The sequence below is a fragment of the Allocoleopsis franciscana PCC 7113 genome (assembly GCF_000317515.1).
GTDB classification, from domain to species: domain Bacteria; phylum Cyanobacteriota; class Cyanobacteriia; order Cyanobacteriales; family Coleofasciculaceae; genus Allocoleopsis; species Allocoleopsis franciscana.
Map to the genome: position 1 here is coordinate 2479470 of NC_019738.1, position 23891 is coordinate 2503360.

The following is a 23891-nucleotide window of genomic DNA, read 5'->3' on the forward strand; positions in this document are numbered from 1 at the left end:
AGGTTTTATGCAACTCAGCGATAGTCCGAAGGGGAATCTGACAGAACACACTGGTTTCAATCCTCAAAATCAGGAGACTCGGTTCCCCACCCGGATGGCAACCGTCAGCCGTACCACGGGTGAAACGGATGTGCAGGTGAGTTTGAATTTGGAGGGTACAGGCGCTTGCACGGCTGCCACAGGTATCCCATTTTTAGACCACATGCTGCATCAGATTTCTTCCCATGGGTTGATCGATCTGGACGTGCGGGCTAAGGGAGACATTGAAATTGATGACCACCACACCAATGAAGATGTGGGGATTACACTGGGGATGGCGTTAGGGAAAGCACTGGGCGATCGCAAAGGGATTGTTCGCTTTGGTCATTTTTTCGCCCCCCTCGATGAGGCGTTGGTTCAGGTTACCCTCGACTTTTCTGGGCGTCCTCATTTAAGCTACGGCTTGGAGATTCCAACGCAGCGGGTGGGAACCTACGACACTCAGTTGGTGCGGGAGTTCTTTGTGGCGGTGGTGAATCACTCTCAGATGACGCTGCACATCCGTCAATTGGATGGGATTAATTCGCACCACATCATTGAAGCGACGTTCAAGGCATTTGCACGGGCGGTGCGGATGGCGGTGGAAATCGATCCGCGTCGCGCTGGGATGATTCCTAGTTCTAAGGGTGTGTTGTAGGGGTTGAGAAGTGAGAAGGCGATGGCGATTGAAATCGCAGCTATACAAACTCGCGTCCGCCTGCGCGGACTGAAAAGGGGGCTGTCGCTAATTTTGGGAAGTGTTAGGATTCAGGCTAGGATTTTCCCCTTTCCAAGACTGATAACAAATTATGGACGCCGTAGCCATCTTGACATTGATTGGACTTGTCATTGGCATCATTGCTGGTGTGGTGCAAGTCCTAGATTTTCTGGAAAAGCAACGGGAAAAAAAGCGATCGCTGGCAAATCAGACACCATCGCCCCAGATTGCACAAGTTCCAAGTGCACCACCAGAAGTAGGCAGGACTCCTAAATCCATTGCATCATCGCATCAAGATTGGGGGGAAGCGGTTGATACCTCAGCCTTTTACGGACGTACAGAAGAACTCGCCAAGTTAGCGCAATGGATTGTGCGCGATCGCTGCCGATTAGTCGCACTGTTGGGAATGGGGGGAATTGGCAAAACCTCTGTGTCGATTAAGCTAGCTCAGCAGATTCAGGATGAGTTTAAGTTTGTTATTTGGCGAAGCTTACGCAATGCTCCACCTGTTGAGGATATCCTGAAAGACCTGATTAAAGTTCTCTCCAATCAGCAGGAAACTCAATTACCAGACACGTTAAACGAGTTAGTTGCCCGACTGATCGATTACTTGCGACAGTCCCGATGTTTACTGGTTTTGGATAATGCTGAATCGATTCTCCAAGGAGGCAATCGTGCAGGAGAGTATCAACAGGGCTATGAGGGATATGGTGAGCTTTTCAGACGCATTGGCGGAACCGTTCATCAAAGTTGTTTAGTATTAACCAGTCGGGAGAATCCTAAAGACATTGCTTCCGCCGCAGGAGATGCTCTTCCTGTTCGATACATGCAATTAATTGGTTTGAAATTAACAGAAGGAGAAGAACTATTTCACGCTCTGAAAGTCTCTGGTTCAGAAGCACAGGAGCAGGAACTAATTGATTTTTACAAAGGCAGTCCCCTGGCTCTAAAAATTGTTTCCACAACGATTCAGGAGCTATTTGATGGGGATATTGCTCAATTTTTGCAGAGCAAGGTAGTTGTTTTCAGTGACATTCGCGATTTACTAGACCAGCAGTTTAATCGGCTGTCGGATTTGGAACGAGAAGTGATGTACTGGCTAGCAATTAATCGTGAGGCAGTTTCTTTATCCGAGTTGCGAGAAGATATTGTCTCGTTGGAATCACCGCCAAAGTTGATGGAAGCGATACAGTCTTTAGTGAGGCGATCGCTCATCGAAAAATGTACCGCGCTCTTCACGCTGCAACCTGTGGTCATGGAGTATTTAACTGACCGATTGATTGAACAGGTTTGTGATGAGATTAAAACCGGAAAAATTGAAGTATTTAACAGATACACTCTGATTAAGGCAACAGCGAAAGATTATATTAGGGAGACTCAAGTTCGCCTGATTCTTAAACCTATTGCTGAGAGGATTCCCGTAGGGGCGCACGGCTGTGCGCCCTTGCAACAAATGCTCTCAAAATTACGAGAGCAATTTTCTCGTAAACCAGGGTATGCAGGTGGAAATATTCTCAATCTGCTTTGCTATCTACAAACAGATTTAAATGGCTTAGACTTTTCTAATTTGAGAATTTGGCAAGCGTACCTACAGGGCATGACTTTACAACATGTTAATTTCGCTCACTCTAACTTATCCAAATCTGTTTTTACTCAAGCTTTCGACAGAATTGTGTCAGTGGCATTTAGCCCAGATGGAAAACTTTTAGCCACAGGTGATGTAGTGGGTCAAGTTCGCATTTGGCAAGTTGTGGATGGTCAGCAACTTCTTACCTTTCAAGGACATAGCAATTGGGTATCGTCGATTGCTTTCAGTCCCGATGGTCAACTGCTTGCCGTTACTGGTCATAGTGACTCAACCATACAACTGTGGGAGGCTAGCACTGGAAAGTGTGTGCAAATTTTGCCAGGGCATACCGGTTGGGTATCGTCGGTGGCTTTCAGTCAGGATGGTCAAACCCTAGCTAGTGGCAGTAGTGATTTAACTGTGAGGCTGTGGTCGTTCAGCACTGGGCAATGTCTCCGTATTTTGCAGGGTCATACTGATCGGGTGTGGTCAGTGGCTTTCAGTCGGGATGGTCAAACCCTGGTTAGTGGCAGTAATGACCAAACAGTGAGGCTGTGGGAGGTCAGCACTGGGCAGTGTCTCCGTATTTTGCAGGGTCATACTGATCAGGTGCGGTCGGTAGTATTCAGTCCCAATGGTCAAACCGTGGCTAGTGGTAGTGCTGATCAAACCGTGAAGCTGTGGGAAGTTAGCACGGGTCATTGTTTGAAAACTCTAGAGGAAAATACTAATGGCACAAGGACAATTGCCTTTAGTCCTGACGGTCGAATCTTAGCCAGCGGCAATTATGACCAAACCGTGAAGCTGTGGGAGGTCAGCACTGGGCAGTGTCTCCGTATTTTGCAGGGTCATACTGATCGGGTATGGTCGGTTGCTTTCAGTCCTGATGGTCGAATCTTAGCCAGCGGCAGTGATGACCAAACAGTGAGGCTGTGGGAGGTCAACACTGGGCAAGGTCTCCGTATTTTGCAGGGTCACGCGAATAAGATAGGGTCGGTTGCTTTTAGTTGTGATAACCAATGGCTTGCTACTGGCAGTGGTGACAAAGCAGTGCGGCTTTGGGTGGCTAACACTGGGCAATGCTCGAAAACTCTACAGGGTCATCACAAGGCGGTAACTTCCGTTGCCTTTAGTCCAAATAGTCAAACCCTAGCTAGCAGTGGTGACAATACAGTGCGGTTGTGGGATGTCACGACGGGTCATTGTCTCCATGTTTTGCAAGGTCACGGCAGTTGGTGGGTACAGTGCGTTGCCTTCAGTCCCGACGGTCAAACGTTAGCGAGTGGCAGTGGTGACCAAACAGTGAGGCTTTGGGAGGTCACCACTGGGCAAGGTCTCCGTGTTTTACAAGGTCATGACAGTGAGGTGCGGTGTGTTGCTTTTAGTCCCGATAGTCAACTACTTGCTAGTGGTAGTCGTGACGGCATGGTGCGGCTGTGGAAAGTGAGTACAGGGCAATGCTTGAACACTCTACAAGGGCACAACGATTGGGTACAGTCTGTTGCCTTCAGTCAGGATGGTCAAACCCTTGCTAGTAGCAGTAATGACCAAACAGTGAGGTTATGGGAAGTCAGCACTGGGCAATGCCTAAAAACTTTGCAAAGACAAACCCGATGGGGAGAGTCCCCTGCATTCAGTCCCGATGGTCAACTTTTCGCGGGCGGCAGTAATGATGCAACTGTAGGTTTGTGGGAAGTTAGCACGGGGAAATGTCTGCAAACTTTGCGAGGGCATACTGATAAGATCTGGTCGGTTGCTTTCAGCCGCGATGGTCAAACCCTAATCAGTGGAAGCCAAGATGAAACCGTTAAGATTTGGAATGTCAAGACGGGTGAGTGCCTAAAAACTCTAAGAGCTGCTAGACCCTATGAGGGTATGAACATCACCGGAGTTACAGGTTTGACGGAGGCTCAGAAAACCATGCTGAAAACTCTGGGGGCGGTTGAGAGTTGAAAATAGGATGAGTCGGGGGCGATGCGTCAGGAGAAAGCGCGATCGCAAGTAGAATTTACAAGTTAGCGATCGCACTCTCACTCACTCACCAAACCCTTGATACTGCATGAGGGTGACAGAAATCATGGGTAATAGTTTGGATGCCAATTGAGAAACTCCAAACTTCCACTTCAGGGATTGAGGTAACTCTTGCCAAGCAATGGGCACAAAACCAAAACGAGTATAAAACGTTGCCAACCCACTGCCCAAACATTCCAGATACAGGGGTTCGGTTGCCTCCTGAATCAAATGCTTAACTAAAAAGCTCCCCAAACCTCGATTTCGCCAAGCGGATGCCACCACTAAACTCCCCAATTCTTGCGCCCCAGCAAAGCTACGCAACTGTCCACAAGCAATCACACCCCCCTCACATTCCATCACCCAAAACTGTGACCAACGTACCTGAGTCGGATCGAGTTTGGCACTCAGCACTAATTTGCGAATCGCCCAGATATCCTGGGCACAAGCTCGACGTAGAATACACCCAATGGGTAAAATAAAAGGCTGCTCAGTCATTTGCTCTCTAGGATGAACGCTTTGGCGGGCCGCAATCGTCCGGCAACGCATCGAGAGTAACACCCAACGCTCTACAAAACGCTTTCATTTGGGGAATCGTTAGTTCCGGTTGATATTCACCCCTCTCCCAAGCACTCACAGCTCTTTGAGAGATGGGTTTAGTTCCCGTTTTGTCAGGAATTTGCCGAGCGAGTTCAGATTGAGTCAGACCGGCCTGAATCCGTAGCCTTTTTAAGGGCGATATCGGCTCCTCTGGATTGAGTGGTGCTTGTGGCATGATTGCACAGTTGGATTAGGGGTAAGTAAATCGGATTTCGATACACCTGTAAAATCATTCTCATCTGTCAAAACTGGTAAACCCGTGACTGAACAGGAAAATTTGCTTGGCTCACCATTTCGGCAGCCCCGATTACCCCTTCCCCCACCGATGATGATGTCTGAGGAAGGCTCTTTCGCCTACTTCACATTAACTCAGCGGATGCCAGCGATTGTCCAACGGGTGATCGATGAAAACGATTTTCCCACATCCATTGTGAATAACTTGGAAAGCCTGATTCAATCGTTGCCCAATGGAATTGTGCGTTCCCTCGACGACAAAGAGCCAGATTTCACCCAGTGGAATCGATATCTGGAACCCTATATCGGACAGCGCTGGTTAAACATTCCCTGGTTTTTTGCAGAGGCATACTTCTTCCGTCGTATCCTTGAGGCAACTCATTACTTTCAAGCCGGAAGTACTCAAGCTGTCGATCCATTTTCCTTACAAAAACGCAGGGGTTTGGAGACAACCCTGGTTTCCATTCGGGAACTGAGTACACGAGTCAATCACTGGATAGAGCAAGCAAAACATGATCAGGGCAACCTAGAGCCAAAAAGTTTGATTGCTCTACTCTATTCGGTTTTGTGGGGCAACCGGGCTGATTTGAGTCTGTGGCCGATTGATGCCGGAGAATTGGATAGCAGCCAAGAAATTCACTTGGAACAAAATCACATCTTGGTCGATGATACGGCACTGATTGCTGAGCGAGTGGCTCGCTTTGAGGGGGTACGGATGGATGTGATTGTGGATAATGCGGGGTTTGAACTCGTCTGTGATTTATGCGTGGTGGACTTTCTGCTCACAAGCCACGCGGCTGAAGTAATTTACTTGCACCTGAAATCCCAGCCCATGTTCGTATCAGATGCGATGATTCAAGATGTGCAAGACACGATCAAGTTTCTCGCCACTACCCGTGATCAGGATGTGCAATCCCTGGCGCATCGATTGCAAGATTATCTGGATCAAGGTCGTTTGCTCTGCCGTGAGGATGCTTTTTGGACATCTCCCTTCGTATTCTGGGAAATGCCCGAACCCCTAAGGCAAGAGTTAGCTCAATCTGCGCTAATTTTAATTAAGGGAGATGCGAATTATCGCCGATGCTTAGGCAATCGCACCTGGCCTTTTACAACGGCTTTTGCAGATATCGTCTGCTACTTCCCCGCCCCCTTGGTGGCTCTACGCACTCTCAAGTCAGAACTGGTAGTGGGTTTAGGATTAGAGCAGATCGCAGCACTCAATCAGGAAGACTCAGAGTGGTTAACCAATGGGCAATGGGGTGTGATTCAATTCGTCGATCCAACAGCTATAACCGCTGCGCCCTAATCCTCGCTTTCTCAGATAGCCGTTACTTGTTAGCAATCTTCAACCACCCAAAAACCTGCTCTGCCGTTAAATGTAACTCAATGCTTTCAAGAACTTGCAAGCGATCGCAACTATTTCTTCCCCCATTAGTTACGCAGAGGAGCGAAGTGTAAATATAGTGACCTCTGGTGGGCAATTGAGCCGCATCGGTATGATGCTAAAACCAATTCCTCGGTTTACATAAAGACGATTTCCTGACTGCCCATATCCTTTAATCCAGCCGTCAGCGTGTACCTCATCCTCCTTAGTAAAAGTCATCCAAGACCATTCTGGTGTGAAGGGTAGACGAAATTGCCCACCGTGCGTGTGTCCTGCCACAGCCAAAGGTGCAGTGTTAGGAGGTAATGCTTCAAAAGAATCTGGGTTGTGCATCATCACCAACCTTGGTGCGCCTTCTGGCACCGGGTTCAGCGCAACTTTCGGTTTATCGTTATTCGGCCAATGTGCGCCGATGCCTACTAGGTATAGGGGTGCGTTGCCCGCCGTGTTTGCTGTTGTTGGGTTGCGATTCTCAGACGGTGCGATTGCTCTTTGCGATGGCTTGCCAATCGCAACTACCTCGTTCTGGAGGACTTGCACGCCTACTGATTCCAGCGCTTTATGCAATTTATCCGCCAACTGTTCGTTTGGTGTTGCGTGCTTGCTTTTCATTGCATAGTCATGATTACCCAAGACAGCATAAGTGGGGATGCCTGCTTCAGGAAGCGATCGCACAATTTCAATAGCCTTGTTAATCTCTTCGCTTGGATCTTCACCTGCATTGTAGATAAAGTCACCAGCAATTAGCACGATTGCAGGACGCTCCTGAATTAGTTGTTTCACAATGCGGTCAATTGTACTGGTGTTGTCCATCCACATTCCTATTTGCCAGTCAGCAATCAGTGCGACTTGTTGCCCTTCCCAACTAGCGGGAAGAGCAGGAATTTCTGCTACTTCTTCTTCTGTGTCGATTAGGTAAGGTTCGAGCAAGCCCCAACCGAGAATTACGCCAAAAATTCCTAACAAACTTAACAATGTGTATTTAATTTTCTTCATTTTTGATAAGTTTCCTGATACTTTTAGAGAAAAGTTCAGACAACTACTGCCCTACTCAACTCCATTAAGTACAATACACAACGTCTGAAACCCTGAATCAGCTTGGCTGTAGCCTATCTCGCTTCTTCTAAGAAACAGATATTTTAGAGTTGTCAGTACCGTTTGATATCACCTCTTTTATTTCTGTTACTTTGGGTACATCTGCCCGCATTTTCAATTCAACTAAACCAACAATGTTTACACTAACTTGCAATGATACGTTTTCAGTGGGTATCTCCCTCTCTCTAACTCGTTGACCAGCAATTTGCATCACATCAATGGCTTGATCGACAGCCAAAATTATTGCTTCCTCTGTAATTTCTGAAGCACCTTTTTGAGTGACTTGAGTCACTTTATCAATTACCTGCTTCCCTTTCTCTTGAGCGGTTTGGAGGACATCATTCATTACCTGTTTTCCCTTTTTTTGAACTTTTTCATAATCCATAATTAGCTTCCTTGGAAACAGTCGTATCTATTTCTAGATTGCTACATAGATTCATAATCTGCATCACCCCACGGTTACATATAAAAACTTTACTAGTAGCTAAAGTTGAGCTTGTTTGGTGAATTTTAAGGAGAAGTGCGATCGCAATCAAAGAGCAGTACGCTCGTTCGCTCACTAACCAATTCTTGTTTTTCCAAACCAGTAAAGTAAATGTGGTAGACAAACATTTTTTTATAACCTCTGTTTGGTTTTTGAGGTATCGTCAAGTTAATTCACCAATTCCTGTTCAGGCTCTCCCAACCCTTCATTGCTTCCCCGGGCTTGTTTCAAAATGTGATTGATTATTGCCCCGATCGCAAAGAGAACCAGGCTTAAAAAAATTGCACCAAAAGCACGTAGGATTACGTTGCTAGGACGTGTTTTTTTCATGGAAATTCTCTTTTCAATAGCGGTTAACTAAGTACCCTTTGATCATCAAGGACAGTACGTGAGATTAGCCGCAGAAACATAACCTTGTAAGGGAGCTGAAATTGGCACCCAGCCATTTGCACCAAGATTTTCAAGGGTGACATTCCGTCCATTGGGTACTGCTCCGACACCAGCGCTATTAATCGATGGTTCTTGCCGGACGTAAAGACCACCCCTTTTTGAAACTGCGCGACACTTTGTTGGGGCAGGAGACTCCTGACAAGACGATAGATAACCCGCATACACATAACCTTGCATGGGAGCTGAAATCGGCATCCACTTTGCGCCAGGATTTCCACCAACAGTATTTGTGCCCTGACTCTCCACAACTGTCACATTCTGTCCATAAGGTAGTATTCCGAGCGCTCTGCTGTAAACCGTTGGAGCTTCCCGGACATACAGACCATTCCTTGCTACAACTTCGTGGCACTTGTCCGAATCCTGTGCTATTTGATATACACCTTTGTTCTGGAAAGATGTTATTTTTGGGGTCGGATTTTCCTGAGTTGTGGCTGTAGTAGCAGCAGTAGAGGGAAGGACAAAAGCTGTTAAAGTTGACAAAAGTAAAGTATGTATTGTTACAGATTTTTGCCAATTAATCATCTGTTTCATGGTTTAAATTTCTATGGGGTTTATGGGTTCCCAGCCTGATTGGAAATCTAATAGTTGAGCCACTCAATCCACCTTTTCAATTGCCTTAGCGGTAATGGGCGTACCAGCAAGTCCACAGACGTGACGAGTGCGATTCCGCCACCGTTGGCATCCGTGTCCTTAGGGATTTCCTTAGCTACTTAGTGATTCAAAAGTATTTTTGAGAAAATCTGGCTTTTTAGATTATGTACTTTCAATTTTAAAATAAATTCACTCTAAATTAGAATATAAAATTGAAGTTTATAACTGATTTATTTGCCAAAATATATTTTTACTAAACAGGACACATTAGGGGGTTTAGCTAGCTTATAAACTTTAAGTATAAATATTATCTAAACACTTGATTTTTGAGGAACGATTGAAGAGTCTAGAATTTTAGAATCGATTTAGTTCATACAGCCCTTTCCTACACCATGAAAGAAAAAGCCAAGGCGGCTTAGCATCAGGATGGTTATGCTGAAAAAGCCCGAAAGTTAGCGCCGATTACCCTGCCATTCCTCTGCGGTAAGGCGGTAAAACACATGGGGTAAGTCAGCACGAACAAAATCGCGCTCGTACTTAAATCCCATCTTCTGCATCACCCGTTGCGATGCATAATTAGTCGTCATTGTAAAGCAAACTACATCGACCAATCCCAGTTGCTCAAAACCAACTTGCAAACTTGCCTGTGCCATTTCCGTGGCTAACCCTTTGCCCCAATATTCGGACATCAGCGCGTAAGCCAACTCTACTTCATCATGACCGCATACATGAGTCTTTCGTAGCCCACCCCGCCCCACAAATCGCCCATCGAGTTTGTCTCGAAACGCCCAAAGCCCAAACCCATATCGATGCCAATGCTCTAGTTCCTGATCAAGCATTCGCTGAGTTTCATCGTCAGAACGAATACCCGCAAGCGTCGCCATCACGGTAGCATCCTGATGCATTCGGCACAGGTTGCCGTAATCTTCGGCGCGTAGGCAAGTGGCGATTAAGCGATCGGTGTGAAATGTCTCTATCAATTGCATAGGATTACATTAGATTCGTGTGTGCAAGGCTCCTCTTAGGACGGCAATACCCCGTTAGGAAGGCGGGAACACCGATCCTGCGGTAGCTGTGTAACTTTTTACAATGGCGTTAGCTAAAGAAATTATCTATCTATTGAAGAGTAACCAGACAATTCATCATGCAACCCACTAATCCTAACCAATTTACAGAAAAAGCCTGGGAAGCCATAGCACGTACCCCAGATATTGCCAAAGCCGCTCAACAACAACAACTCGAAAGCGAACATTTGCTCAAAGCGCTGTTGGAGCAAGATGGACTTGCCAATAGCATTTTTAATAAACTTGAAGTACCTGTGCAGCGAGTGCGCGAGGCAACGGAAAGCTTTAGCCAGCGACAGCCTAAGGTTTCTGGCAGTAGTGGCTCAGTCTATCTCGGACGCAGCCTGGATGCTCTGTTAGATCGAGCAGAATCTTATCGCAAAGACTACAAAGATGAGTTCATCTCGATCGAGCATCTGATCTTGGCGTATCTTAAAGACGATCGCTTTGGTAAGAGCTTATTCCAAGAATTTAAACTAGATGAGAAAAAGCTCAAGAACGCGATTGACCAAATTCGAGGGAATCAGAAAGTGACCGACCAAAACCCAGAAGGCAAATACGAAGCACTGGAAAAATATGGACGCGATTTAACTCAAGCGGCTCGTGAAGGGAAACTCGACCCGGTGATTGGGCGGGATGATGAGATTCGCCGCACCATACAGATTCTCTCACGTCGCACCAAAAATAATCCAGTGCTGATTGGGGAACCTGGAGTCGGTAAAACTGCGATCGCAGAAGGGTTGGCGCAGCGGATTGTTGCTGGTGATGTGCCCGAATCTCTCAAAGACCGCAAATTAATTGCGCTGGATATGGGTGCACTCATTGCCGGTGCTAAGTTCCGGGGCGAATTTGAAGAACGTCTGAAAGCCGTACTCAAAGAAGTCACTGACTCTCGCGGTCAACTTATCCTATTTATAGATGAAATTCACACCGTTGTTGGTGCGGGTGCGACTCAAGGCGCGATGGATGCAGGCAACTTGCTCAAACCCATGTTGGCGCGTGGTGAGTTGCGGTGTATCGGTGCCACTACCCTGGATGAGTACCGCAAGTACATTGAGAAAGATGCAGCATTGGAACGTCGATTCCAGCAGGTTTATGTGGATCAACCCAGTGTAGAAGATACGATCTCGATTCTGCGGGGACTCAAAGAGCGTTATGAACTGCACCACGGGGTGAAGATTTCGGATAGTTCACTTGTTGCCGCCGCCACGCTATCCACTCGATATATTAGCGATCGCTTCCTCCCCGATAAAGCGATTGACTTAGTGGATGAAGCGGCTGCACGGCTGAAAATGGAGATTACCTCCAAGCCAGAAGAACTCGATGAAATTAACCGCAAAATCCTCCAGTTGGAGATGGAACGGTTGTCGCTGCAAAAAGAAAGCGATCGCGCCTCCGTTGAACGCCTGGAACGACTGGAAAAAGAACTCGCCAACCTCAAAGAAGAGCAACGCACTTTAAATGCTCAGTGGCAGTCCGAAAAAGACGTACTCAACCACATTCAGAGTATTAAAGAAGAGATTGACCGAGTCAATGTGGAAATCAGCCAAGCCGAGCGTGATTACGACCTGAACAAGGCGGCTGAGTTAAAATATGGCAAATTATCCCAGTTGCAAAAATCGCTGCAAGAGGCAGAAACCCAACTCGCGGCGACCCAAACCAGTGGCAAATCCCTGCTGCGGGAGGAAGTCACAGAATCCGACATTGCCGAAATTATCTCCAAGTGGACGGGCATTCCCATCAGCAAGCTGGTGGAATCGGAGAAAGAAAAGTTACTCCACCTCGAAGATGAACTGCACCAGCGGGTTGTGGGACAGGATGAAGCGGTTACAGCCGTTGCCGATGCGATTCAGCGATCGCGTGCGGGTTTATCTGACCCCAATCGTCCTACCGCTAGCTTTATCTTCCTTGGCCCCACGGGTGTTGGCAAGACGGAACTGGCAAAAGCGCTAGCCTCTTACCTGTTCGATACGGAAGATGCTTTAGTGCGGATTGATATGTCCGAATATATGGAAAAGCACGCCGTCTCCCGCCTGATTGGTGCACCTCCGGGATATGTGGGTTACGAAGAAGGGGGTCAGTTGACCGAATCGATCCGTCGTCGTCCCTATGCGGTGATTCTGTTCGACGAAATCGAGAAAGCGCATCCCGATGTGTTCAACGTGATGCTGCAAATCCTGGATGATGGTCGCGTTACGGATGCTCAAGGTCACACGGTAGACTTCAAGAATACTGTGATTATCATGACCAGCAATGTCGGTTCGCAGTACATTCTAGACCTTGCCACCGAGGACAGTCAGTACGATGAAATGCGGAGTCGGGTAATGGAGGCGATGCGATCGAGTTTCCGTCCAGAGTTCCTCAACCGAATTGATGAGATTATTATCTTCCACTCCTTGCAGAAACATCAATTGCGCCATATTGTTCAACTACAAGTTAAGCGTTTAGAACAACGCCTAGCGGATCGCAAGATGTCTCTGAAGTTGTCGGAAAGTGCTCTCGACTTCTTGGCAGAAGTGGGTTATGACCCCGTTTTCGGTGCTCGTCCTCTGAAACGAGCGATTCAGCGGGAATTAGAAACGCAAATTGCTAAGGCGATTTTGCGAGGTGAGTTTAATGATGGGGACACCATCTTTGTGGATGTGGAAAATGAACGGTTAGCGTTTAAGCGCTTGCCTGCTGAGTTGTTAACAGCTCAATCCACCTAATCTTAATTCTTGATAGTAATCTGAGACAGGTTGCGCTGCGGCGTAGCCTGTTTTTTTTGATTCTCAACTCAGAAAATGTGATGGTTTTAATCAACTAAGAACGTTTTTCACCCTATAATTTGAATGTTAATTAGCTTATTAATGAGTTTATTGCTGTTAGTCCACGGATTGCTAATTGCCTTACTCGACATAATTGATTATAGGCAGATAAAACGTGACAATAAATTTTTAATTGTAGAACTGATAGGTGGCGGTCTCCTAGTTTTGGCTTGGTTGCTGATCGTTGCTTATGTACGCTTCGACTTGCCATCGATTGTGTCATTACTCGGTGGGTTTTGGCTGGCGGTGAGCGCTACTCTTGTACTAAGTCTCGTGGCTATTGTCAAGGCAATCCAGGCATTTAAAAACAAACATAACTGGGTTGTGAGTACAGTTGGGGTATTACTGAATCTCCTAGCCCTGATTATTTACTTAATCTTCGCACTTTGGTTCTCCTGGTTGGTCTTGATGATGCTGCTAGTGCAGCGCGGCGAAAATATCCACCCGTCCAAAAAGGTTAAAAAGCTTACTGTACAAACGTTCTTCCCTTTTGCCTCCTGCCTTATCTCTTATGCCTTCTTGCACTAGGTGGTTCATATCGATAAGAGCCTGTTTCAAAAGCGGCTTTGTTTCTAAGATAATAGAGGCGAGTCGGTTAACCCTTGACTTCACCGCCACAGGTGCCAAACGAGTCCCATTGAAACACCGCTAACAGGATGCTACTACCCCCCATGATGATGCCCGTGGCGAGAAACTGCATTGCCCCAACATAGGGTAAAATCCCTATAGCCACCAGGTGTACTAATCCTGTGATGATTAATGTGCGCGATCGCATCCCTAATCCAGTCCCTAGGTAACCCAGCGCCACCAATCCTAACCATAGTGGACACAGATTCATTAATACTTCTCCCCAATCCAGGAAAATACTCAAGTCTGTCAGCGCCACTCCCAGCAACATCAAACCTACCCAACTATCCAGAACCCAGCCTAAGCCATCTTTTCTCAACCAAGAGGGTGTCAAAACCACCATAGCAACCGACCCGATCAGGGAGAGGATTGACCACCAAATGGCTTGAGTCATCCAATTAATTGGGCAAAATTGCGCCGTTCCAAAAATTCCCAGCGAGATTACGCCCCAGATTAAGCAGACTTGATCGAGTGCTGTATAAAACGTCGAAACGAGTATAATACTTCCGAATTGCCAGTGACAGCGCCAAAGTCCTGGACTATCGGGTAGGGTGACGACATTAGGCTTTTGGCATAAAAGTGGTGCGTTGGGATTGAAAAACGTCATAGCTGTGTTACTGAAAATTTAAATAAATGAACTGTGTTAATAGTTTGTTTTAATGTTTTGTCCAAAATCAGACGAAACTTACAAACTAATCGTCTTTCAGCAGCACCTTACTGGAACTCTATCGACAGAAATGATTCAAACTTTTCAAAACTCTGCCTGTGGAGATAATCTTTAACAAAACTTCAAAAAGGAAACTCTTGTTGTTCTCAAGAACGAATACAAAAATAGGCCACGTCTGCTGAATAACGACGTTGCATTAAGATGAGATCTTGCAAGACTTGAAGCGCTTCAATTCATTTCTTGCATCGTAAGTATTGATTTTTAGGAATAGAGAATTATACGAACTATCTCAGTATTTGTCACCTAGCGTCCGCTAGATTTTTGACGGAATATAGGTATAGCTAACCTTTGGCTCCAACGCTGGCTACATGATCTAGGGTTGTACTCCCCCAAAAGTTATATACCCTATTTTTGGGTACCTACTTGTACCAGGGATTGTATGACTGAGATGATGGCAAGAACAGTTAAGAACCCATTGAATCAACCAAATCAATAATCCTAGTTTTCAAGAGGTCGCAGGATGTCAAAAGGGTTATGGGAACCACCTCGGTTACGTGTCAGTGCAGACAACGAAGAGGAACGACGCGCTACTTGGTTGGAACTATTTTTTGACCTAATTTTTGTGGTAGCCATCGCCGAATTAGCCCACTATCTGGATGGTCATGTTGGGTTATCCGGCTTTTTGGGTTTTATTGCCCTCTTTGTACCCACTTGGTGGTGTTGGCTTGGCTCTACCTTTTACGCCACTCGCTTCGACACCGATGATTTAGGACATCGCCTGCTCACCTTACTCCAGGTGGCACTCGTTGCTGCCTTAGCGGTGAATGTGCATCATGGATTGGGCGAGTCTTCTACTGGCTTTGCCCTCTCCTATGCCGCCTTTCGTTTCTTGTTGATTCTCCAGTATCTGAGTGCAGGATATTTTGTTCGCGCTGCCCGTCCGCTAACCAACTGGTACATCCGGGGGTTTGCAATCAGTGCATTTTTGTGGGTTTTGTCCATCTGGGTACCCCTGCCTTGGCGTTTCGGACTATGGGTTATTGGGTTAATTGTAGACTTTGCTACCCCCTTAACTGCTGGTCGCTTGATGACTCAATTCCCGCCGAGTCTTTCTCACATACCCGAACGGCTAGGACTCTTTACCATTATCGTTCTGGGCGAATCAGTCGTCGCTGTCGTTAAAGGGGTTGCACAAAAAGAATGGGATATTTCATCAGTGGCGGCGGCATTGCTGGGACTGAGCATCGCCTTCAGCTTCTGGTGGATTTACTTCGATAGTGTGGATGGTTCCCCTCTCAAGTCAGTAAAAGCGGGTAAGATACGTATCGCGATGACCTGGTTATATGCTCATCTTCCCTTAGCCATTGGCTTGGCAGCAACCGGTGTAGGAGTCGATCAGATGATCGCGAGTCAATCCGGTGTTCTATCCATTGAAGCACGGTGGCTGTTTTGTGGTGCTGTGGCACTTTGCTTGAGTGTACTGGCACTCATCCATCTAATTACTTGTACGTTGGGGACAACCAGACGGCGCAAAATCCTGAGTGCCTATCGTCTGGGAGCTGCCCTATTTGTTTTAATGCTCGCGGCGGCTGGTAGTGGGTTGTCCTCTCTCGTTTTGGTGGCACTAGTAGCCTTTGCCTGCGTACTCCAAGTTGTTTTGAATCTGGTATTAACTCGTAAAGCTAAAACCATTACGGAGGAGGTTGGGGGTTAGTTCTGGGAAGGTGTAACAATTGAAATGAGAGCAAAACCTTGGTTTTTTGGTTTTTAACCACACTATTGTAGAGGGATTTAAGAGAAAATTAGAGCCGCAACCCTAGTTAATCGATTAACCTCCTAGCTGGAGCATACAAACTATGGAGTCCATTCTGTCCATCCTGGCCCCAATGATATTAGTCGTCATTGGCTACAGTATTGGTTCGACAAAAATTATCACCCAGGGCAACCAAGCCTTGGTAGAACGCTTAGGTAAGTTTCATAAAAAACTAGAACCCGGTCTTAACTACATCATTCCTTTTATTGACCGAGTTGCTGTAGAGGATACAATTCGTGAGCAGGTTCTAGACATTCCAGCCCAGCAGGCTATCACCAAGGACAACATTTCTGTAGAGGTAGACGCAGTTGTCTTCTGGAAAGTCCAAGATTTGATGAAAGCCTATTACAACGTTGAAGATGTGGAGAGGGCGATTGAAGAGTTGGTGACAACAACGCTGCGCTCCACCATTGGGGAACTAGAACTCGACCAGACTTATTCCTCTAGAAGAGATATCAATCAGAATCTCCTAGAGCAACTCAATGAAGCGGCTACCGACTGGGGCGTAAAAGTAATCCGCGTCGAGGTGCAAGAGCTGAAACCACCAGCCGATGTTTTAGAGTCCTTAGCCAAGGCACGAGCGGCTGAAACTCAAAAGCAAGCCGAGATTTTCAAAGCGCAAGGGACGGTGGAGTCGATTGAGATGCTCTCAAGAGCGCTGTTAGAGCAACCCAATAGCAAAGCCGTATTGCAATACCTAATTGCTCAACGCTATGTAGACGCCAATCAGAAATTGGGTGAAAGCCCCAACTCTAAGGTTGTGTTCATGGACCCGAAAGCCTTATCAGAAGCCATCACCGACTTGATTGGAGCGGGTGATTCCCCCATTGATGGTTTTGCGAATGGTTCTTCGATTCGACCCCACGATCAATAAAAAGCATGAAACAAAGTATGAAGGATGAAGTGTATAGATTTTCCATCCTTGCTTCTTCATCCTTGATGCTTTATTTGCGCCAGATCGCATCGGCAACACGGCAGACATCACGCATTTCGAGAACATCATGAACTCTGAGGATGTCTGCTGTACCCGCGATCGCTCCACAGCAAGCCGCCGCTGTTCCCCAAACTCTGCCTTTGGGGTCTGGTTGGTTGATGAGGCGACCAATGAAACTTTTACGAGAGACTCCAACTAAAATCGGCACCCCTAAAGCACGAAACGCTGGCAGTTGCCGCAAGATTTCCAAGTTTTGCTCCAGGGTTTTGGCAAAACCGATGCCTGGGTCAATGATTAGGCGCGATCGCTCAATTCCCGCACGTTCAGCCGCCGCGAGTTGACCTTCGAGAAACCCATAGATGTCTCCGATTAAATCTTGATAATCAGTTAATTGCTGCATCGTTTGGGGAGTTCCCCGAATATGCATTAACACAATAGGAACACCCAATTGGGCAACTGTGGACAACATATCCGGGTCAAACGTACCACCAGAGATGTCATTTACCATGTCGGCACCCGCTTCAACGGCTCGTTGAGCGACAACCGCCCGTGTGGTATCTACTGAAATCGGCACTGACAACTGTGAACGCACCGACTGCACCACCGACAGCACCCGATGGAGTTCTTCCTCAACAGAAACCTGCTCTGCACCGGGTCGAGTCGATTGTCCACCAATATCGATGAGATCGGCCCCTGCCTCCACCAGACGTTGGGCTTGCGCCAAGGCGGCGACTGGGGCATAAAATTCACCCCCATCACTAAAGCTATCTGGCGTCACATTTAAGACGCCCATGAGATAAGTACGCTCTCCCCACTGAAAAGAATGTCCCCGCAGTTCCATTTTGGATTTTAGATTTTGGATTGAGCCATCCTGAAATCTTTGTCCTCCTAGCCCCCTACTGATAATTTACAATTCTCGCAAAGCTCGCCGGCTCTAAGCTCGCTCCCCCCACCAGAACACCATCAATCTCTGGTTGAGCCATAATTGCATCTATGTTGTTGGGTTTAACGGAGCCGCCATATTGAATCGGGACATCAGAAACCTTGAGCTGACTCCGAATCAAACCAATCACCCGATTGGCTTCCGATTCTTCGCAGGTATCACCAGTACCAATAGCCCAGATCGGTTCGTAGGCGACAATCAGATTCTCTTGGTCAACATTCACGAGGTCTTTAGAAAGCTGATTACAAATAATCGATTCGGTTTCTCCAGTATCCCGTTGTTGCTTGGTTTCACCCACACACAGGATTGGGGTCAAACCATGACGCTGAGCCGCCAGGAGTCGTTGATTAACCGTTTCATCGGTTTCACCAAAATATTGACGCCGCTCACTGTGACCCACAATGACATAACGAACCCCGATTTCGGTCAGCATCAGACCGGAGATTTCTCCCGTATAGGCTCCTTCCTCCGCCCAATGAATATTCTGAGCACCCAATTGCACACGGCTATTGTGCAAACTCTTAGACATCACGTCCAAGGCTGTAAAAGGAGCACACAGAATGATGTCCCGTTGTTCCGGAGTTGGCTCCAGTTCAGACATGAATTTTTGCAAAAACTCAGAGGATTCCCTTTGAGTTTTGTACATTTTCCAGTTACCGGCAATGACAATTTTCCGCACAGCTTAACGCAACCATCTCCAAACCATAACGCACCCTTTAGTTTAAAGCTTCTCGGAGCAATTTACTAAACCAGGTTGAAGGATGAACTCTGAAATATGAAATATGAATTTCTGATACATGTCGAACTAGCGTAGCAAGGCGCGATTTAACCTCCCACTCAGTTAAGCTCTACGGGTGGGCGACCCGACTATTGTTTATCCTTTATCCTTGATACTTTCCTTAATCCCCTTGCTCTGATGTAACCATCACAGATGCAGTTGACTATGCCAAATTTCCCTAAGCCCAGTGGTGACCTACCTGAAGTCTTGAGTCCGTTTAATCTACGCCATTATTGGCTGCTTGCTTACTGGGTCTACTTCCGTCCGACGGCGTTTCATCGCTACCTCTACCAAGCCTCTCCCGATGTTTATCAGTTGAGGGGTTATCGCAAATTTGTACAGACGTGGAGGATTCGAGCCTATCGCAATATTTATCTGATGCTGCCATTGGCGGTCGTGTTAATGGCTTTACTTGTGGGATTAGTGCTGTTCCTGTACAAATCAATCACCGTTGTTAACAACACCGCTTGGGTAAATGCGATCGCCGTGTCCCCAAACGGGCAAATTGCCGTCACCGCCTCTGGCGATCGCGCCTTGAAAGTCAAAGTGCCCTCCGCTGATAGCTCCCTGAAAGTTTGGAATTTGCAGTGGGGTTCACAAATGCACACCCTGATTGGTCATGAACATGGTGTCACCGATGTCGCTATCACCCCAGATGGACAGAAAGCCATTTCGGCATCCCGCGATCGCACGCTCAAAGTCTGGGACATCCGGCGGGGTACTCAACTGCACGAACTCAAAGGTCACAAAGAATGGGTGAGCCATCTGGTAATTACCCCCGATGGGCATCAAGCTATCTCCTCGTCGGGAGATAAAACCTTGAGGGTTTGGGATATCGACCAAGGCATCCCCCTCCAAACCCTAACGGGTCATAATGGTGAGATCTGGGATATAGCGGTTACACCTGATGGGCAACGGGCGGTTTCTGCTTCTGCCGATCGCACCTTGAAAGTTTGGGACTTAGCTCAAGGGAAAGAACTCTACACCCTGAGTGGTCATGGTGCTTGGGTCACCAAGGTCGTCCTCACCCCAGATGGCAAGCAGGCGATTTCCGCCTCATCGGATAAAACCTTAAAAGTGTGGGACATCGAACAAGGGAAAGAACTCTACACCCTAACCGGTCATAGTAACTCGGTTCTCGATGTTGCCTTATCCCCCGATGGCAAGCAAGCCGTTTCTGCTTCGGCTGATCGCACCCTGAAAGTATGGGATATCCAGCAAGGAAAATTGCTTAACACCCTAACCGGACATCAGGGCTGGGTGACCAGTGTGGCAATGGCCTCCGATGGTAAGCAAGTGGTTTCTGCTTCTTCTGACCAAACGATGAAAGTGTGGGACTTAGGCAGTGCGATCGCGCTACATACCTTAGCGGGTCATCATGCTTGGGTTACAGCAATTGCGGTATTGCCAAAAACGGCACGCCTAATATCTGCTTCCTTTGAAGGCCCCCCCAAACTCTGGAGCCTGAATCGTGGCATAGAACAGCCAATGCTAGGCGTGATTGGCACGGGAATTGGCATGAACGTATCCTTCGCCATAGCCTTGACTTTCATGGTACTGGCTGGAGCCGTGAGCCTCGCCATCTTTTTAGCCATCAGCGTCATTGCCTTGGGCATTATCGGCAATATTACTGCCAGCCTACTCATTGGCCTCTTCGGCAGCCTCGGATTTTGTGTCGGCTTTTTGATGGCGGATCGGATTGCTGCCGATCCAATGCTCGAAGAAGTGTACCAGGCGAGAAACATCAGCCTCACCCTCACGATCATTTCTGGGATTCTCTTCGGTCTCCTCGTGGGCATTTCCTTTGCACTGTCGAGCCGCACTGCAACCGGGGTCTTTGCTAGCATCGTCTTCATTCTGGTTCTGGGTATCGGTGTCGGCATCGTTGTCGCTTGCGTGGTCACAGAGGCTTTGAGCTTCAACGGTCGCTTACGACCGGGAATCCGGGCAGGGGAAGCGGTTAGCATCGGCTTCAATTTGCTGGTTGCGATTGGGGCGTTACGCCTCCCGATTTACCCGATTCAGTTCTTGATGGCACTCTTGGGTCGGTTTAGGGAAAAATGGCATCCGGCGGCATGGGACGAGTTGCTGGTTTTGCCGGTTCCTAGAACCCAGGCATTCCTCCAATCGCACCTCCAAGCATCGGAACGCGAAGGACTGCGCCTCGTGGCAGATGTGGCTCGTAACCCGTTTCAGCGGCCTTGGGCACAGCGAGCCTTACAAACCCATCTACACAAAGTCTCTGCACCGCTTCACTTCCTCTATGACTTGTTGACTTCTGAGGATTTCAATACTTATCTTCTCGCACCTGTAAGGAGGGTCGATTGGCAGCTCATGCCGACAACCCGACAAGTCTTGTTAGGGGAATTGGCCCATCAGCGAGTGGATGGCAGTGGCGCTGGCATCAATCAAATCGCCGAAAATCTGGTCTGGGGGTTAACCCGGTTCGTTCGCAATCGCCAGCGTTCACCTCTGACTCGCTTTGCCGGTCTGATTTATGAGCTAACTTATACCAAGACCTTTGAGGCCGTGGATTTCAACCTATTCGCCTTGGAAAAAAGCTACGCTGGCTTAAGCCAGTATCCCGGTGGTGTAGAAATAGCTGACTCGTTTGAAGCACTGGCTACGTTTTTGACCTATGACCATCTGTCTGACTTGACGGGGGCTAGAGATATGGTTTCGTGGCTGTCGGTTCAGGAGTTTTCGATCCGTCCGACGGTGCTGAGTGCTCTCCTACGTCTTGGAGACATTGGGACAAAGGTGAAGGCTTATCAGGCTGCCACGACCACGGTTGAGCAACTGGCTACTTTGGCTCAGATCACGAGTGCCCTGGAAATTTTGGATGAAGAGGTGGTGGAACAAGTCTTGGTGCCAGAGCAGGCTATCTTGAGGCGCATCATTCGCCAATGGCGGTGCCTGGTGAGTCAAGCGATGGCACAAGTGGGTCAATAGACCTAATCTGATACCAATTCACTAAAATCCTCCTACAGATGTTTTTCTTATTCCCCCCTTAATAAGGGGGGTCAGTGTGTAAGACCAAATCCGGTCAGAAAACCTTGAGATTACTCTTGAACGGTTTCAATTAAATCTTCCATCAAGACATCAAATGTGCGAGCCAGTTTTTGCAGCGCTGTCACATCCACCGTTGCCATCCCTGCCGATCGCGCGTATGTGGTCACTGTGCTGTAGGGAATTCCTGCCCGTGCAGCAACTTCTTTGAGCGTCCAACCCTTCTCGTCAGCCAGATCGCGTATTCGCAGCCTAACTAGACCCATCCTTTCCCTTGACGAAGAACGAGTTCTCGTTCTTTAATGTGGATAACTTCAACAGCTAAATAGAATCGCCCTCTGGACTGGAAACTAAAGGGCGATTCCACGCAATCCTCACAAAATTGGAGGCAAATAACATGATATCAAGACCGCAGCCAATCGCAATGGCTGTACCTCGGTTGCGTCGGATTGCAGCGATAGGGAGGGACGTATGACTTACAAAGATCGACTGTCCCCTTGGTGCATTGTCCGTCACCTCCCGCAAGCGCAAAGCCGTGTAGTAGCGTGTTCTCGTCGTCGAAATGATGCTGAAGAACATCTCCGGGTGCTCAGGAAGATGACACCAACTGCCGACTACAGCATTATCTTTGACCCCATGATGGAAAGTACTGACACCATCGCCAATACTTAATCAGCTTTGGCAAACATTCTATTCTCTTTTGAACAAATAGAGAAATGAAATTCGTTTGCGTAGCATGTTCAAGCGGGATGCGCTACCGTATCCCGCTTCTTTATGATTAACAATAAATAAAGCTTTTTAATGTAATTGGCGATGAATCTCTACCTTGGCATTGATTTCGGCACCTCTGGTGCAAGGGCGATTGTGATTAACGCCGAAGGTGTGATTCAATCCGAAACGAAATATTCTTTTACAGAGGCATCATTACCCTCAGCCGCCGTTACCTGGAAACGGGCTTTATTTGCCTTAATTGAGCAAATTCCTCAGGAAATACGCACAGGAATCAAAGCGATCGCCATTAATGGCACCTCCTCCACTGTACTGTTATGCGATGCCACAGGGCAACCGATAACTGAACCCCTCATGTACAACGATAATCGAGGGATAGAAGTCATGGAGACGCTAAGAGCCATCGCACCGCCTAATCACACTGTCTTAAGTCCTACCTCCAGTCTCGCCAAACTCCTATGGTTAAAGCGAAAGGCAGAAGGTAAAAGGCAAAATGACTATTTCCTGCATCAAGCGGATTGGTTGGCGTTTCTGTTACACGGACAACTGGGTATTAGTGATTATCACAATGCTTTAAAACTTGGATATGACCCGGAACAGTTATGCTATCCCTGTTGGATGGAACAATTGCCGGAAATGTCAGTACTACCACAAGTTTTGGCTCCTGGAACACCCGTGGGTGAAATAACAGCAGACGTGGCTCAGCACTTAGAATTGTCACAAGATTGTGTGGTGTGTACGGGTACAACCGATAGTATTGCTGCTTTTCTCGCCAGTGGTGCCGAGTCTCCGGGTGAAGCGGTAACTTCTCTGGGTTCCACCTTAGTGCTGAAGCTGTTGAGTCGGACTCGTGTTGATGATGCCAGATACGGGATTTATAGCCATCGATTAGGTGATTTGTGGCTAACTGGTGGGGCATCGAATACAGGTGGGGCGGTGTTGCGGCATTTCTTCAGCGATGCAGAATTAGAAAGCCTCAGTTGCCAAATCAATCCGAATAAAGAGAGTCCTCTGGATTATTATCCCTTGCTTAAAGTTGGCGATCGCTTTCCGATTAATGACCCCAATCTGCCACCTCAATTAGAACCTCGCCCAACGGACTCCGTGAAATTTCTGCATGGCTTACTGGAGGGCATGGCACGAATTGAAGCACGAGGATATCGATTATTACAACAACTTGGTGCCACTCAACTTAATCGCGTTTACACAGCCGGTGGTGGTGCCAAAAATCCGGCTTGGACATCCATTCGAGAACGACATCTCAAGGTACCTGTACTGCCATCCATGCATACTGAGGCTGCCTATGGCACAGCCCTATTGGCGATGAAACAGAACTAAGGCAGATAGATAATGTTGAGTACGTTTTGTT

21 protein-coding genes are annotated in these 23891 nt (G+C 47.5%); 10 read left to right on the forward strand and 11 right to left on the reverse strand.

What is annotated here, in order from left to right; genetic code table 11:
• The first annotated feature begins 7 nt into the window (after positions 1–7).
• Both hisB and MIC7113_RS10525 read left to right on the forward strand, forming a co-directional pair.
• The gene (gene hisB / locus MIC7113_RS10520) at positions 8–676 is read left to right on the forward strand and encodes an imidazoleglycerol-phosphate dehydratase HisB (RefSeq protein WP_015182138.1); all 669 of its coding nucleotides are present in this window, start codon (positions 8–10) and stop codon (positions 674–676) included.
• Positions 677–827: 151 nt separating this feature from the next.
• A complete protein-coding gene (locus MIC7113_RS10525; RefSeq protein WP_015182139.1) occupies positions 828–4256 on the forward strand; it encodes a WD40 domain-containing protein in 3429 nt (1142 codons plus the stop codon).
• An 81-nt stretch (positions 4257–4337) separates the two neighbouring features.
• Here MIC7113_RS10525 and MIC7113_RS10530 read toward each other — a convergent pair whose 3' ends face one another.
• Complete coding sequence (locus tag MIC7113_RS10530; protein WP_041779994.1) at positions 4338–4811, reverse strand: GNAT family N-acetyltransferase; 474 nt, start codon at positions 4809–4811, stop codon at positions 4338–4340.
• A gap of 7 nt (positions 4812–4818) precedes the next feature.
• On the reverse strand, positions 4819–5088 hold the full coding sequence (locus MIC7113_RS10535) for a helix-turn-helix transcriptional regulator (RefSeq protein WP_015182141.1): 270 nt from the start codon (positions 5086–5088) through the stop codon (positions 4819–4821).
• A 150-nt stretch (positions 5089–5238) separates the two neighbouring features.
• Here MIC7113_RS10535 and MIC7113_RS10540 point away from each other — a divergent pair, with 150 nt between their 5' ends.
• Complete coding sequence (locus MIC7113_RS10540; protein WP_051055875.1) at positions 5239–6453, forward strand: damage-control phosphatase ARMT1 family protein; 1215 nt, start codon at positions 5239–5241, stop codon at positions 6451–6453.
• Positions 6454–6582: 129 nt separating this feature from the next.
• Here the strand turns inward: MIC7113_RS10540 and MIC7113_RS10545 are convergent, their stop codons facing one another.
• The 5 genes from MIC7113_RS10545 to MIC7113_RS10560 form a co-directional block, all read right to left on the reverse strand.
• The gene (locus MIC7113_RS10545; protein ID WP_015182143.1) at positions 6583–7527 is read right to left on the reverse strand and encodes a metallophosphoesterase; all 945 of its coding nucleotides are present in this window, start codon (positions 7525–7527) and stop codon (positions 6583–6585) included.
• Positions 7528–7654: 127 nt separating this feature from the next.
• Positions 7655–8011 carry a hypothetical protein gene (locus MIC7113_RS10550; protein WP_015182144.1) on the reverse strand — a complete coding sequence of 119 codons (357 nt, stop codon included), beginning with the start codon at positions 8009–8011 and terminating at the stop codon, positions 7655–7657.
• Positions 8012–8278: 267 nt separating this feature from the next.
• Positions 8279–8440: a hypothetical protein gene (locus MIC7113_RS36205; protein ID WP_015182146.1), complete on the reverse strand. Its 162-nt coding sequence runs from the start codon at positions 8438–8440 to the stop codon at positions 8279–8281.
• Positions 8441–8485: 45 nt separating this feature from the next.
• The gene (locus tag MIC7113_RS10555) at positions 8486–9091 is read right to left on the reverse strand and encodes an SH3 domain-containing protein (protein WP_015182147.1); all 606 of its coding nucleotides are present in this window, start codon (positions 9089–9091) and stop codon (positions 8486–8488) included.
• Between the two features lie 512 nt (positions 9092–9603).
• The gene (locus tag MIC7113_RS10560) at positions 9604–10137 is read right to left on the reverse strand and encodes a GNAT family N-acetyltransferase (RefSeq protein ID WP_015182148.1); all 534 of its coding nucleotides are present in this window, start codon (positions 10135–10137) and stop codon (positions 9604–9606) included.
• A gap of 158 nt (positions 10138–10295) precedes the next feature.
• Between MIC7113_RS10560 and clpB the strand changes: the two genes are divergently transcribed.
• Both clpB and MIC7113_RS10570 read left to right on the forward strand, forming a co-directional pair.
• Positions 10296–12923 (forward strand): ATP-dependent chaperone ClpB, encoded by a 2628-nt coding sequence (gene clpB / locus MIC7113_RS10565; RefSeq protein ID WP_015182149.1) that lies wholly within the window; start codon positions 10296–10298, stop codon positions 12921–12923.
• A gap of 123 nt (positions 12924–13046) precedes the next feature.
• A complete protein-coding gene (locus MIC7113_RS10570; RefSeq protein ID WP_015182150.1) occupies positions 13047–13550 on the forward strand; it encodes a hypothetical protein in 504 nt (167 codons plus the stop codon).
• Positions 13551–13617: 67 nt separating this feature from the next.
• On the opposite strand, the gene MIC7113_RS10575 is transcribed toward MIC7113_RS10570, so the two are convergent.
• Positions 13618–14256 carry a hypothetical protein gene (locus tag MIC7113_RS10575; RefSeq protein ID WP_015182151.1) on the reverse strand — a complete coding sequence of 213 codons (639 nt, stop codon included), beginning with the start codon at positions 14254–14256 and terminating at the stop codon, positions 13618–13620.
• A gap of 580 nt (positions 14257–14836) precedes the next feature.
• On the opposite strand from MIC7113_RS10575, the gene MIC7113_RS10580 reads away from it, so the two are divergent.
• Both MIC7113_RS10580 and MIC7113_RS10585 read left to right on the forward strand, forming a co-directional pair.
• Positions 14837–16030 (forward strand): low temperature requirement protein A, encoded by a 1194-nt coding sequence (locus MIC7113_RS10580; RefSeq protein ID WP_015182152.1) that lies wholly within the window; start codon positions 14837–14839, stop codon positions 16028–16030.
• A 142-nt stretch (positions 16031–16172) separates the two neighbouring features.
• On the forward strand, positions 16173–17003 hold the full coding sequence (locus MIC7113_RS10585) for an SPFH domain-containing protein (protein WP_015182153.1): 831 nt from the start codon (positions 16173–16175) through the stop codon (positions 17001–17003).
• Between the two features lie 70 nt (positions 17004–17073).
• Here MIC7113_RS10585 and folP read toward each other — a convergent pair whose 3' ends face one another.
• Together folP and tpiA are read right to left on the reverse strand one after the other, a co-directional pair.
• Positions 17074–17904: a dihydropteroate synthase gene (gene folP / locus MIC7113_RS10590; protein ID WP_015182154.1), complete on the reverse strand. Its 831-nt coding sequence runs from the start codon at positions 17902–17904 to the stop codon at positions 17074–17076.
• A 55-nt stretch (positions 17905–17959) separates the two neighbouring features.
• A complete protein-coding gene (tpiA, locus tag MIC7113_RS10595; RefSeq protein WP_041779996.1) occupies positions 17960–18685 on the reverse strand; it encodes a triose-phosphate isomerase in 726 nt (241 codons plus the stop codon).
• Positions 18686–18949: 264 nt separating this feature from the next.
• On the opposite strand from tpiA, the gene MIC7113_RS33225 reads away from it, so the two are divergent.
• Positions 18950–21736: a beta-propeller domain-containing protein gene (locus MIC7113_RS33225; protein ID WP_051055650.1), complete on the forward strand. Its 2787-nt coding sequence runs from the start codon at positions 18950–18952 to the stop codon at positions 21734–21736.
• Positions 21737–21846: 110 nt separating this feature from the next.
• On the opposite strand, the gene MIC7113_RS10605 is transcribed toward MIC7113_RS33225, so the two are convergent.
• A complete protein-coding gene (locus MIC7113_RS10605; protein WP_015182157.1) occupies positions 21847–22059 on the reverse strand; it encodes a helix-turn-helix domain-containing protein in 213 nt (70 codons plus the stop codon).
• Between the two features lie 205 nt (positions 22060–22264).
• On the opposite strand from MIC7113_RS10605, the gene MIC7113_RS34625 reads away from it, so the two are divergent.
• Complete coding sequence (locus tag MIC7113_RS34625; RefSeq protein ID WP_015182158.1) at positions 22265–22465, forward strand: hypothetical protein; 201 nt, start codon at positions 22265–22267, stop codon at positions 22463–22465.
• A 141-nt stretch (positions 22466–22606) separates the two neighbouring features.
• Positions 22607–23860 (forward strand): FGGY-family carbohydrate kinase, encoded by a 1254-nt coding sequence (locus MIC7113_RS10615; protein WP_015182159.1) that lies wholly within the window; start codon positions 22607–22609, stop codon positions 23858–23860.
• Positions 23861–23891 lie beyond the last annotated feature (31 nt).